Origin of the sequence: Frateuria sp., from assembly GCF_035943815.1 — a bacterium.
GTDB lineage: Bacteria > Pseudomonadota > Gammaproteobacteria > Xanthomonadales > Rhodanobacteraceae > Frateuria_A.
In genome coordinates, this window is record NZ_DASZBU010000015.1 from 72,376 (window position 1) to 84,407 (window position 12,032).

At 68.6% G+C, this 12,032-nt stretch carries 9 protein-coding genes; 3 read left to right on the forward strand and 6 right to left on the reverse strand.

All coding sequences use genetic code 11. The features are described from left to right. Window positions 1-21: 21 nt before the first annotated feature. From VGU65_RS10960 to VGU65_RS10970, 3 genes are all read right to left on the reverse strand, one after another. Window positions 22-3,579 (reverse strand): methylmalonyl-CoA mutase family protein, encoded by a 3,558-nt coding sequence (locus tag VGU65_RS10960; protein WP_327475622.1) that lies wholly within the window; start codon window positions 3,577-3,579, stop codon window positions 22-24. A gap of 321 nt (window positions 3,580-3,900) precedes the next feature. Further along, window positions 3,901-4,965, reverse strand: coding sequence for a hypothetical protein (locus tag VGU65_RS10965; protein WP_327475624.1), 1,065 nt, complete (start codon window positions 4,963-4,965; stop codon window positions 3,901-3,903). A gap of 133 nt (window positions 4,966-5,098) precedes the next feature. Beyond that, the gene (locus VGU65_RS10970) at window positions 5,099-6,079 is read right to left on the reverse strand and encodes a transporter (RefSeq protein WP_327475626.1); all 981 of its coding nucleotides are present in this window, start codon (window positions 6,077-6,079) and stop codon (window positions 5,099-5,101) included. Between the two features lie 106 nt (window positions 6,080-6,185). Here VGU65_RS10970 and pdxR point away from each other — a divergent pair, with 106 nt between their 5' ends. Beyond that, window positions 6,186-7,664, forward strand: a complete 1,479-nt coding sequence (gene pdxR, locus VGU65_RS10975) for a MocR-like pyridoxine biosynthesis transcription factor PdxR (protein ID WP_327475628.1) — start codon at window positions 6,186-6,188, stop codon at window positions 7,662-7,664. Between the two features lie 30 nt (window positions 7,665-7,694). Here the strand turns inward: pdxR and VGU65_RS10980 are convergent, their stop codons facing one another. The 3 genes from VGU65_RS10980 to VGU65_RS10990 all read right to left on the reverse strand — a co-directional run bounded on the left by VGU65_RS10980 (window position 7,695) and on the right by VGU65_RS10990 (window position 9,708). Then, window positions 7,695-8,039 (reverse strand): EF-hand domain-containing protein, encoded by a 345-nt coding sequence (locus VGU65_RS10980; protein WP_327475630.1) that lies wholly within the window; start codon window positions 8,037-8,039, stop codon window positions 7,695-7,697. A gap of 115 nt (window positions 8,040-8,154) precedes the next feature. Further along, the gene (locus VGU65_RS10985; RefSeq protein WP_327475631.1) at window positions 8,155-9,078 is read right to left on the reverse strand and encodes an alpha/beta hydrolase; all 924 of its coding nucleotides are present in this window, start codon (window positions 9,076-9,078) and stop codon (window positions 8,155-8,157) included. A 27-nt stretch (window positions 9,079-9,105) separates the two neighbouring features. Then, complete coding sequence (locus VGU65_RS10990) at window positions 9,106-9,708, reverse strand: TetR/AcrR family transcriptional regulator (RefSeq protein WP_327475632.1); 603 nt, start codon at window positions 9,706-9,708, stop codon at window positions 9,106-9,108. Window positions 9,709-9,810: 102 nt separating this feature from the next. Between VGU65_RS10990 and VGU65_RS10995 the strand changes: the two genes are divergently transcribed. Both VGU65_RS10995 and VGU65_RS11000 read left to right on the forward strand, forming a co-directional pair. Continuing rightward, on the forward strand, window positions 9,811-10,608 hold the full coding sequence (locus VGU65_RS10995) for a M48 family metallopeptidase (RefSeq protein ID WP_327475633.1): 798 nt from the start codon (window positions 9,811-9,813) through the stop codon (window positions 10,606-10,608). A gap of 267 nt (window positions 10,609-10,875) precedes the next feature. Further along, window positions 10,876-11,979 (forward strand): Glu/Leu/Phe/Val dehydrogenase dimerization domain-containing protein, encoded by a 1,104-nt coding sequence (locus VGU65_RS11000; RefSeq protein WP_327475635.1) that lies wholly within the window; start codon window positions 10,876-10,878, stop codon window positions 11,977-11,979. Window positions 11,980-12,032 lie beyond the last annotated feature (53 nt).

The following is a 12,032-nucleotide window of genomic DNA, read 5'->3' on the forward strand; positions in this document are numbered from 1 at the left end:
CGTCTGATGATCCAAGGCTAGTCACATGTTCCGCCGATATTCCCCACCCACGTCATACAACGCGTGACTAATCTGCCCCAACGAGTTGTACTTCACCGCCTCAACCAACTGCTCAAACACATTCTTCCGCTCCCGCGCCGTCTGCTGCAACCGCTTCAGACTCTCCGGCGCCAGCGAATTCCGCGCCTCCCCAAACGCCCGCACATTCGCAATCTGCTGCCCCTTCTCCTCCTCCGTGGAGCGAATGAGCTCGATCTCGGTGGCCACTTCCCCGCCATGCTCCTTGGCCAGGAACGTATTCACGCCGATCAACGGCAGCGACCCATCATGCTTCTTGTGCTCGTAGTACAGCGACTCTTCCTGGATCTTCCCGCGCTGGTACATGGTGTCCATAGCCCCAAGCACGCCACCGCGCTCGCTGATCGCCTCGAACTCCTTGTAGACGGCCTCTTCCACCAGGTCGGTCAGCTCCTCGACCACGTAGCTGCCCTGCCAGGGGTTCTCGTTGAAGTTGAGGCCCAGTTCCTTGTTGATGATCATCTGGATCGCCACGGCGCGGCGCACGCTTTCTTCGGTCGGCGTGGTGATGGCCTCGTCGTAGGCGTTGGTGTGCAGGCTGTTGCAGTTGTCGAACAGGGCGTAGAGCGCCTGCAGCGTGGTGCGGATGTCGTTGAACTGGATCTCCTGCGCGTGCAGTGACCGGCCGCTGGTCTGGATGTGGTACTTCATCATCTGGCTGCGCGGGCTGGCGCCGTAGCGCTCGCGCATGGCGCGGGCCCAGATGCGGCGGGCGACGCGGCCGATAACGGTGTATTCGGGGTCCATGCCGTTGGAGAAGAAGAACGACAGGTTGGGCGCGAAGTCGTCCACCTTCATGCCGCGCGCGAGGTAGTACTCGACGATGGTGAAGCCGTTGCTGAGGGTGAAGGCGAGCTGGCTGATCGGGTTCGCGCCGGCTTCGGCGATGTGGTAGCCGGAGATCGACACCGAGTAGAAGTTGCGCACCTTGTGGTCGACGAAGTACTGCTGGATGTCGCCCATCATGCGCAGGGCGAATTCGGTGCTGAAGATGCAGGTGTTCTGCGCCTGGTCTTCCTTGAGGATGTCGGCCTGCACGGTGCCGCGCACGGCGTGCAGGGTTTCTTCCTTGATGCGGGCGTAGGTGTCGGCGTCGACGAGCTGGTCGCCGGTGACGCCCAGCAGGCCAAGACCTAAGCCATCGTTGCCCTTGGGCAGGTCGCCCGAGTAGCGCGGGCGTTGGCGGCCTTCGTAGAGTTTGGCGATTTTCTCTTCGGCCTCGGCCCAGCGGGCGGCGTCGGCCTTGAGGTACTTCTCCACGTTCTGGTCGATGGCGGTGTTCATGAACATCGCCAGGATCATCGGCGCCGGGCCGTTGATGGTCATGGAGACCGAGGTGGTGGGGGCGGACAGGTCGAAGCCGGAGTAGAGCTTCTTCATGTCGTCCAGGGTGGCGATGTTGACGCCGGAGTTGCCGATCTTGCCGTAGATGTCCGGGCGCGGGGCCGGGTCTTCGCCGTACAGGGTGACCGAGTCGAACGCGGTGGACAGACGCGTGGCGGCGCCGCCCTGGCTCAGGTAGTGGAAGCGGCGGTTGGTGCGCTCGGGCGTGCCCTCGCCGGCGAACATGCGGGTGGGGTCTTCGCCCGTACGACGGTACGGGTAGACGCCGCCGGTGTAGGGGTAGTGGCCGGGGAGGTTTTCCTTGCCAAGGAAGAGGAGCTGGTCGCCCCAGCTGTCGGTCTTGGGCGGGGCGACCTTCAGGATCTTCTGGTGGCTCAGGGATACGCGGTAGTTCTCGACGCGGATGGTCTTGCCGCGGACCTGGTATTCGTTGACGTCCTTGGTGACCGATTCGCGCAGGGCCGGCCAGTCACGCAGCAGGTGCACGGACTCGGCGGAGAGTTCCTTCACTGATTCGTTGTAGCGCTCGCGCAGCAGGGTCAGGGTGCGGTCGCCCTCGGCCTTGAGGCTGTCGACCGGGTAGCGGTCCAGCGGCCTGGGCAACGCCTGGTCGCCCAGCTCCTTGAGCGATTCGTAGTAGTGCTGCGCCTTGCTGGCGGCTTCGGCCTGGCGGGCGATGGAGGCGTTGATGCCCCTGCCCTGCTCGGCGATCTCGGCCAGGTAGCGCACGCGGCTGCCGGGGATGAGCACGGTGGCGCGCGGTTCCTTGAGCGAGGTGTCGAGCTGGGGCTGGAAATTGCAGTTCGGGCTGCCGATGGGGTGGGGGGAAGAAATGGGGTCAGAGTCATTTTTCGACTCATGCCCGTCGTTCTTGCCCGCGCCCCCGTTCGAAAAATGACTCTGACCCCATTTCTTCTCGCGCAGCAGGCGGCACAGGTTGGCGAACATCCAGGTCACGCCCGGGTCATTGAACTGGCTGGCGATGGTCGGGTAGACCGGCACGTCCTCGTCCTTCAGGGCGAAGGCGGTGCGGTTGCGCTTCCACTGCTTGCGCACGTCGCGCAGGGCGTCTTCGGCGCCGCGCTTGTCGAACTTGTTGAGCACGATCAGCTCGGCGAAGTCGATCATGTCGATCTTCTCGAGCTGGCTGGCCGCGCCGTAGTCGCTGGTCATCACGTACATGGGGAAGTCGACCAGGTCGACGATCTCCGAGTCGCTCTGGCCGATGCCGGCGGTTTCCACGATCACCAGGTCGTAGGGCTGGCTCTTGAGGAAGGCGATGCAGTCCTTGAGCACCTCGTTGGTGGCCATGTGCTGGCGGCGAGTGGCCATGGAGCGCATGTACACGCGCTTGGAGCGCAAGCTGTTCATGCGGATGCGGTCGCCCAGCAGCGCGCCGCCGGAGCGGCGGCGGGTCGGGTCGACGGCGAGCACGGCGATGCGCATGTCGGGGAAGGCGTGCAGGAAGCGCAGCAGGAGTTCATCGACCACGCTCGACTTGCCGGCGCCGCCGGTGCCGGTGAGGCCGAGCACCGGGGTCTTGCGGCCGGCGAGGTCCCATTCCTTGCGCAGATGCGCCAGTTCGGTCTCGCCGAGGCGGGACTCCTCGATGTCGGTGAGCATGTGGCCGACGGAGATCTCGTCGTCGATGTCGACCTTCGGCACGCCCGGCTGCTCGGCCTTCAGGCGCTGGGCCTGGGCGGCGCGGGTGCGCTTGATGACGTCCTCGATCATCTCGGTGAGGCCCATCTTCATCCCGTCGTTGGGGTGATAGATGCGCTCGACGCCGTAGCCCTGCAGCTCGCGGATTTCCTCCGGGGTGATGGTGCCGCCGCCACCGCCGAACACGCGGATGTGCGAGGCACCGCGCTCGCGCAGCATGTCCACCATGTACTTGAAGTACTCGACGTGGCCGCCCTGGTAGGAGGACAGCGCGATGGCGTCGGCGTCTTCCTGCAGCGCGGCACGCACCACGTCTTCCACCGAGCGGTTGTGGCCCAGGTGCACCACCTCGGCGCCTTGGGCCTGGATGATGCGGCGCATGATGTTGATCGCCGCGTCGTGCCCGTCGAACAGGCTGGCGGCTGTGACGAAACGCAGCGGGGTGGTTTCGGCCTGCGCGGCGGCGGCGGGAACGAGGCTGGCGGGGGAACTCATGGGGGACTCCGACATCGGTGCTCTGAACCCCTGGATTCTAGTGGATCGGGGTTAAGGGCGCGGGGAGTCGGGGCGGGTGGGGCTGCTTGCGCGCGCGCGCCGGTCGGGTGCCGGCTGGTGTGCAGGAGGGTGGATCGGCCGTGGCGGGTGCAGCTCGCGAGGAGATTCCCCGTGACCAGGCTTCACCACAGGCTTCGGCCGGGTTTGCCCGCAAGCCTTGCCCCTCACCCCCCAGCCCTCTCCTCAGCCCTCTCCTCAGTGGGGAGAGGGCGCGAAGCTGCGCGCCGGGAGGCGGATCGCGCCCCGGTGCGCGCCGTCGGGTCAGCCGCCCCGGCTGTCGGTGGAGGTCCAGGTGGACACCCAGGTCCTGCCTCCGTCGGTCGAGATGGCCCAGTCCTGCCGGCAGGATTTCGCGGTGATGTCCGACCAGACGTTGCGGGTCAGCACGGCCTTTCCGTCGACCTCGTCCATGCCGACGAAGGTGCCCACGCCATCCTTGAATTCGCCCACCACCGGGGCGTCGAGCGTGCCGGAAGTGCTGTTTGCGAGGTAGACCCGCCACTGCCGCGTCTTGCGATCGTACAGGCGCAGCGCGAGGTCCTCGATGCGGTGCCCGCCGGGCCCATCGACTTCGAGCTGGCCGATGTTGGCCCAGTCGTCCCACACGCGATAAGCCTCATGGGTTCCGCCCAGGCTGCTCTTGGCGGCGGGCGAGGACAGCGGATGCGGCACCGCCTGTATCCGGGTCGACCAGCGACCCATGTTGAAGTCGAAGTCGTGCTCCGGCCCGGTGCCGGGCGTGTAGTGCGTGTCGTAGTCGGGGGCCTTCTTCAGCCGGGTGAGCTGCGCGACGAAGTTGGTGACCCAGGTCTTGCCGCCGTCGAACGAGGACGCGATCTCGTAGTGGTAGGAGTCCGGCGTGATGTTCGACCAGATGTCGCGCTCGAGGACCTTCTTGCCGCCGGACTCGGTCCAGCCATGGAACACGCCGCGGCCATCCTTGAACTCGCCGTACGTCGGCTCCTGCATGGTGCCGTCATCGCTGCCCGCGAACTGCTCGCTCCACTGCCCGGACCTGGGGTCGTAGAGAAAAAGCGTCAGGCCCTGGAAGTGGCCGCCGGGGCCGGAGGCTTCGATCTTCTCCAGGTTGGCCTTGCCGTTCCACAGGGGCTGGTCGATCACCGTGCCGTTGAACTTGACCCATTCGCCGACGCTCGACGGCGTGACGTCCCGGCTTTTGATCTCGGTCTTCCACGTGCCGAAGTGGAAATCGAAGGCGTGCTGCTGGTCCTCGCCCTTTGCCGTCCCCGCGACCGATGGCGACTGCCATCCGATCGTCGCCGCGAGCACGAGCAGGCACGCCCGGAAGATCCTCTTTGCATGCATGGTGGTCACCCTCTTGGTTGGAATGCCTGCCGGCGCGGGGACCATCCCCCCGCCGCTGTCGAAACCGTGGCGGGACGTCCTGGCCACCCCTGCCCGTTGCGGGCAACGACGGAGGCAGCCGCCCGAGCCGATGTCAGTGCACGTAGTTGATGGCGATCGCCGGCGTGACCGAGCGGGTGACGTTGTGCCCGCCGGGAATCACGCGCACGCCCAGCAGCACGCCGACGTTGGCGTTGAAGTTGTATTCCACCGCGGGCGCGAAGCCGAAGGCCTCGCTGCGGCCGGAGCTCGCGTGCACCGGTGTCGCCGGCAGGCCGAGCGGGTCGTCGTAACCGGTCACGCGGGTGGCGGAGCTGCGGCTCCAGGTGAGATCGAGCGCGAGCACCCAGCGGCGGGTGAGGCTGTATTCGAACGCCGTGGCGACGTAGAAAGCGTCGCCCGGCGTGGCGCGGCCGTGGAAGGTCGGGCCGGTGCCGTACACGCTCACGCCCTCGACGTCGGCGTGGCGCGCGAAGGTCCAGGTGGCGTTGAAGCGCATGCGCAGGATGCGGCCGTTGGGCATCCAGAAGTAGCTCTGCGCGTTCAGCCCCAGGGTAGTCGCCCAGGCGCCGCCGCCCATGCCGTCGGCCGGGCGCGCCAGGCGCTCGTAGCGGCCGGTGGGCACGGCTTCCTGCAGCATGATGGCGAGCGTGGGGAACCAGCTGCCCTCGTGGAAACGGGTGAGCCGGTACTGCGCCTGCAGGATCTGGTCGCCGGCGCCGATGCCGGAACTGTTCGGTCCGTGGTGCATGGCGTTGTAGCCGATGATCGGGATGGCGCCGACGGTGAGGTCGTCGGTCAGGCCGTAGAGCACGTAGGCGCGCGAGCCGAAGCCGTCGTTGCCGCGGGTCTGCACGTCGTAGACGTAGGGCTCGACGAGCACGTGGCCGCGCGGCAGCGTCTCGGCGGAGTTGGCGAGCATGGGCCCGGTCCACCAGGCGTCGTCGCGCGACTGGCGCACGGCGTCCTGGGCGAACGCCGTGGCGGCGGCGAGCCAGGCGAACGCCCCCAGCCATCGCAGGAAGGATCGCGGCCGCCATAGCCGCATCCACTTCGCTTGCCCACCGCTCTCCACGCCCCGCCTCCGTCATGGCTCCGATGGGCGAAGCTTAGGCCGGCTAGTGGCTCGCACGAATAGCCACATGGCTATGATTCGGCATGACCACTTTGGGAAGCCCCGCATGAAACGCGTATCCGCCAGCCTGCTGCCGCCGATCGCGCTCGATACGGAGGGCGGCGCACCGATCTACCGGCAGCTTTCGGACTGGTTCCGGCGCGCCATCGTCGAGGGCCAGCTGCGGCCCGGCGAGCGCGTGCCGTCCACGCGCGCGCTCGCCGGCGAGCTGAAGGTCTCGCGCCTGCCGGTGCTGAGCGCCTACGAGCAGCTGCACGCGGAGGGCTACCTGGAAACCTTCACCGGCGCCGGCACCTGCGTGGCCGGCGCGATCCCGCGGGAGGACGTGCCGACGCCGCCGCGCCGGCGCCGGGCCAGCGCGCCCGACCACGGCGATGCGCCCGCGCGCCGCGTGGCTGCTCGGGCGGCCGCCATGGCCGGGCCGGAGCAGACCTGGCTCGACAGCCAGGGCGCATTCCGCGTGGGGCTGCCGGCGCTGGATGCGTTCCCGCACGGCGTCTGGTCCCGCCTGGTCAGCCGCCATGCGCGCCAGACGGACGTGGGCGCGCTGGCCTACGGCGACGCGCTGGGCTACCTGCCGCTGCGCGAGGCCATCGCCGACTACCTGCGCACCGTGCGCGCGGTGCGGGCCGATGCCTCGCAGGTCATGATCACCACCGGCGCCCAGCATGGCCTGCAGTTGTGCGCCCACGTGCTGCTCGATCCCGGCGACCGCGTGTGGATGGAGGAGCCGGGCTACCCCGGCGCCCACCAGGCGCTGGCCACGGTAGGCGCGCAGGCGGTGCTGGTGCCGGTGGACGCGGACGGCCTGGACGTGGCCGAGGGCGTGCGCCGCGGGCCGGATGCGCGGATGGTCTACATCACGCCCTCGCACCAGTTCCCGCTGGGCGTGACGATGAGTGCCGCGCGGCGCATGCAGTTGCTGCAGTGGGCCTCGCGCGAGGGACGCTGGATCGTCGAGGACGACTACGACGGCGAGTATCGCTTCGGCGGCAAGCCGGTCACTTCGCTGCAAGGGCTGGATACCGATGCGCGGGTGATCTACGTGGGCACCTTCAGCAAGGTGATGTTCCCTGCCCTGCGGCTGGGCTACCTGGTGGTGCCGCGGGATCTGGCGGACGCCTTCCGCGCCGCGCGCGACGCGCTGGACACCTGCTCGCCGACCTTGCCGCAGCGCGCGATGACCGACTTCATCCGCGAGGGGCACTTTGCGCGGCACATCCGGCGCATGCGCGTGCTGTACGCGGCGCGGCGCGCGGCGCTGCTGGAGGCCATCGGGCGGCACCTGCCGGGCAGGCTGCAGGTGGTGGGGGCGGAGGCGGGCATGCAACTGGCGGGGCTGCTGCCCGAAGGCGTCGACGACGTCGCGCTCTCGCGCCGCGCCGCGCTGGCCGGCGTTTCCGTCAGGCCGCTATCGCAGTGCTATCGCGGGCCGGTGCACGCAAGCGGGTTGATCCTGGGTTACGGAGGCGTCGACGAACGGGCCATCGAGGAAGGCGTCCGCCGCCTCGCGCGTTCCCTGTAATGGCCCGGGCGCCGCACGACCGACGCGGGATCAACCGCCCGGCGGATGGGGCGGCGGCTGCCGCGGCGAATCCCCCTGGGCACCCGCGGCCGGTGCGCCGCCCTTTATCGCCGCCTTGGCGGCGGCGAATTCCTGCGGGTCCAGGTAGCCGTCCTGGTTGAGGTCGTAGCTGGAGAAACGGCTGCGCAGCAGCGTCATGCTCTTGGGAATCTCGGAGCGGGAGAGGTGGCCGTCGTGGTTCGCATCCAGGCTCTGGAAGGATGCGTCCGTCGTGTCGCCGACCGCGGACTGCGCCGCGAGCGGCATTGCCACCGCGCCGAACAACGCCAGCGCGAGCGCGCCACCCGCGGCCTTGGAAATCGTCTGGATAGTCACGGCTTCACTCCTCATGAGCTCGAAGGATGCGCCGCCGCTTGCGGCAGCGCCCGCCGACTCTGCGCGGCCGTGGGTTAAGCCGGGCTCAAGCCGCCGTGTCCGGCCGTGATGACGTTCAGGCCACGCCGAAGGGCAGGTTCGCGGAGGCCACCACCCGTTCGCCCACCGTTTCGTCCTGCGCGAAAGCGAGCACGGCCTCGATCACCTGTGGCGCGTCGAGCACGCGGTGGTGGCCCAGCCCCTGGGTGGTGAGCAGGCGTGCGCCGGGCCAGTGGCGGGCATAGCGCTCGCCTTCGTCCCACGGCACCTCGTCATCGTCCAGGTCGTGCACGATCAGGCCGGGCTGGCCGAGCGCGGCGACGTGCCGGTGCATCTGCAGGTCATGGACGCTGAGGCCGGTACGCCGGACCAGCCACGCATAGAACGGCTGGCGCAGGTGCTCGCCCAGGCGCACGAAGCGGAAGTAGCGGGTGGCGGCGGCGTCCATGTCGGCGGCCGGCGCGATCAGCACCAGCCGCCGCGCTTGCCACTGCTCGCCCTGCGCCAGCGCGAGCGCGGCGCCGCCGAGCGAGTGGGCGATCGCCAGTTCCGCGTTGCCGTAATGGCTTCCCACCGCGCGCAAGGTGTCGGCGAATTCGGGCAGCGAGCAGTAGCGGCCGCTGCTCAGGCCATGGCCGGGCTGGTCGAAGCACACCACCGCGTAGCCCAGCGCACGCAGCCTGGCCACCCAGGGCAGGAAGCGCAGGCCGAAACTGGACCAGCCGTGCACCAGCAGCGCGTACGGCTGCGTGGACGGGTCGCCCCAGACGTAGGTGGCGATGGTCTCGCCGTCGAGCGCCAGGGTTTCGCGGCGCATGGCCGCATCCGGCTGCACCGCGCGTGCACGGGCGCGGCTGCTGGCGAATGGCGTGGCGAACAGGCGCGCGGCACGGTCGGCCGTGCGCCGTGGCGCGAGCCGGCCGCCCAGCGCAAAGCTCGTGCGTACGGTGGCGAGCCTGAAGCGGGCGACGAGGCCGGGGCGGCGCATCACGGTGGACATGATCGACTCCTCTGGGCTTGCCAACGGCTAGGCTTGCCAACTGCGCCACAGGCGCTCGAAGGCGGCGGACAAGCGCTGGCTGGCCTGCGCGAAGCCGAACAGGCCCGCGTCGTGGTGCAGGCCGAGCATCAGCGCATAGATTTCGAAGGCGAGCTGGGGCGCATCGGTATCGGCGCGCAGGTGGCCTTCGGCGGCGGCCTGGCCGACGCTCTTTTCCAGCTCGCCGCGCCAGCCCGCCTGCTGCGCCACCACGGCGTCATGCAGCGGGCCTTCGCGGCCGTCGTACTCGCCGGCGGCGGTGAGCAGCACGCAACCGCTCTGGTGCTCGCGGCCCCACTCGCTCCACTGCGCGACGATCGCGCGCAGGCGCGGCAGGCCGCGCGGAGCTGACAGGGCCGGCACCAGCACGCGCTCCATGAAGCGGCGGGCGGCCGCATCCAGCACGGCCAGCTGCAGGTCTTCGCGCGAGCCGAAGTGCGCGAACACGCCGCTCTTGGACATGCCCACGTCGGCGGCCAGCGTGCCGATCGACAGGCCCTCGAGGCCGCCCACGCGGGCGAGTTCGTAGGCGTGTTCGAGGATGAGTTCGCGGGTGGCCAGGCGCTTGGGTGGCGGGGTGGCGGTGGTCATGCACGAAAAATAGCACGATCGTTCGTTCTTTGCAGGGTTTCATCCGCCCTGCCCGCCCGCGGAGGCTATGCTCGGATGCTGCCCGCCATGGAGGAAACGACCATGAAATCCCGCATGCTGACCGCCGCGGTCGCCGCGGCCCTGCTCGCCGGCTGCGCCACCTCGCCCACCGGCCGCTCGCAACTGATGATGGTGTCCGACTCGCAGATGAGCCAGATGGGCCTGGCCTCGTTCAACCAGATGCGCCAGCAGGGCAAGTTCGCCAATGCGCCGCAGGAGCGCGCCTACGCCACCTGCGTCGCCAACGCGCTGGTCGCGGTGCTGCCGCCGCCCTGGAACACGCAGCAGTGGGAGGTGCAGATCATCGATGACAAGACGGCCAACGCCTTCGCCCTGCCCGGCGGGCGCATCGGCGTGAACCAGGGCATGTTCAAGGTCGCCTCCGACCAGGACCAGCTCGCCGTGGTGCTGGGGCACGAGCTCTCGCATGTGGTCGCGCGGCACGGCGCCGAACGCGTGTCGGACAACATGGCCACGCAGGCGGCGGTGGCGGCCGGCTCGATCTACGCCGGCAGTCGCGGCAGCGATGCCGGCAACGTGGCGGCGCTGCTCGGCGCCGGCGCGGCGGTGGGCATCCTGCTGCCGTTCTCGCGCACGCAGGAGGCCGAGGCCGACACGCTGGGCCAGCGCTACATGGCCAAGGCCGGCTTCGACCCGCGCGCGGCGGTGACACTGTGGGACAAGATGGAAAAACAGGGCAGCGGCGGCACGCCGACCTTCCTCTCCACCCACCCCGCGCCGAACAAGCGCGCGCAGGTGCTGGGGCAGCAGGCGCAGCAATTGCTGCCGGTGTACGAACAGGCGCGGGCGAGCGGCCACGACCCGGCCTGCCGGCTGTGAGCCGCTGAATAGGCAACAACTTGCGACCGGGACGCCAGCTCCGCACGCTCGCCAGGGCCGGCGGACCGCGCTTGCTGCGCCGCAGAAACCTGACCGGCCCCGACGTACTAAACTAGCGGACTTAAATCCACCGCCCCGGCCCATGCCGGGGCTTTGACTTTCAAGCGTTTTCTGCCGGTTCGCAGGGCCGCGCTGGATCGGCCCGCCACCTTTCTGCGGGATGCCATCCCCCGTGGCATCCATCCATCTCGTGGAGTCATCGTTCCAATGATCTTTGAAACCATCGCCAAGACGGGTCACGAAGAAGTCGTCTTCTGCCACAACAAGGACGCCGGCCTGAAGGCCATCATCGCGATCCACAACACGGTGCTGGGCCCGGCGCTCGGTGGCCTGCGCATGTGGCCGTACAAGACCGAGCAGGACGCGGTCAACGACGTGCTGCGCCTGTCGCGCGGCATGACCTACAAGAACGCCGTGGCCGGCCTGAACCTGGGCGGCGGCAAGGCGGTGATCATCGGCGATCCGTCCAAGGACAAGTCCGAGGCGCTGTTCCGTGCATTCGGCCGTTTCGTCAACTCGCTCAACGGCCGCTACATCACGGCCGAAGACGTGGGCATCGACGTCAACGACATGGAATACGTGTTCCGCGAGACCGAGTACGTGACCGGCGTGCACCAGGTGCACGGCGGTTCGGGCGACCCCTCGCCGTTCACCGCCTACGGCACGCTGCAGGGCCTGATGGCCGCGCTGAACTTCAAGCATGGCAACGAGGACGTGGGCAAGTACAGCTACGCCGTCCAGGGCGCCGGCCACGTCGGCTCCGAGTTCATCAAGCTGCTGCGCGAGCAGGGCGCCAAGGTGTTCGTCACCGACATCAACAAGGATGCGGTGCAGCGCTGCGTCGACGAACTGGGCTGCGAGGCCGTGGGCCTGGACGAGATCTACGACGTCGACGCCGACGTGTACTCGCCCTGCGCGCTGGGCGGCACGCTCAACGAGCAGACCATCGACCGCATCAAGGCCAAGATCATCTGCGGCGCGGCCAACAACCAGCTGGCCACCGACGCCATCGGCGACGAGCTGAACCGCCGCGGCGTGCTGTACGCGCCGGACTATGCGGTCAACGCCGGCGGCGTGATGAACGTGTCGCTGGAAATCGACGGCTACAACCGCGAGCGCGCGATGCGCATGATGCGCACGATCTACTACAACCTGGGCCGTATCTTCGAGATCTCCAAGACGCAGAACGTGCCGACCTACAAGGCGGCCGACCGTCTTGCCGAGGAGCGCATCGAGTCCATCGGCCGCATCAAGCTGCCGCACATGGGCAACGGCGGCACGCGCTTCCAGGGGCGTATGCGGGGGCAGTAAGGCTCGCCCTGGTTTGGGGAAAAAGCCGCCTTGGGGCGGCTTTTTCTTTGGAC

What these genes read in the sequence shown, in the direction of transcription:
- VGU65_RS10990 (WP_327475632.1), bottom strand. Translation starts at nt 9,708, where the DNA reads ATGACCACCGCCACCCCGCCACCCAAGCGCCTGGCCACCCGCGAACTC.
- VGU65_RS11000 (WP_327475635.1), top strand. Translation starts at nt 10,876, where the DNA reads ATGATCTTTGAAACCATCGCCAAGACGGGTCACGAAGAAGTCGTCTTC.
- VGU65_RS10995 (WP_327475633.1), top strand. Translation starts at nt 9,811, where the DNA reads ATGAAATCCCGCATGCTGACCGCCGCGGTCGCCGCGGCCCTGCTCGCC.
- VGU65_RS10965 (WP_327475624.1), bottom strand. Translation starts at nt 4,965, where the DNA reads ATGCATGCAAAGAGGATCTTCCGGGCGTGCCTGCTCGTGCTCGCGGCG.
- pdxR (WP_327475628.1), top strand. Translation starts at nt 6,186, where the DNA reads ATGAAACGCGTATCCGCCAGCCTGCTGCCGCCGATCGCGCTCGATACG.
- VGU65_RS10960 (WP_327475622.1), bottom strand. Translation starts at nt 3,579, where the DNA reads ATGAGTTCCCCCGCCAGCCTCGTTCCCGCCGCCGCCGCGCAGGCCGAA.
- VGU65_RS10985 (WP_327475631.1), bottom strand. Translation starts at nt 9,078, where the DNA reads ATGTCCACCGTGATGCGCCGCCCCGGCCTCGTCGCCCGCTTCAGGCTC.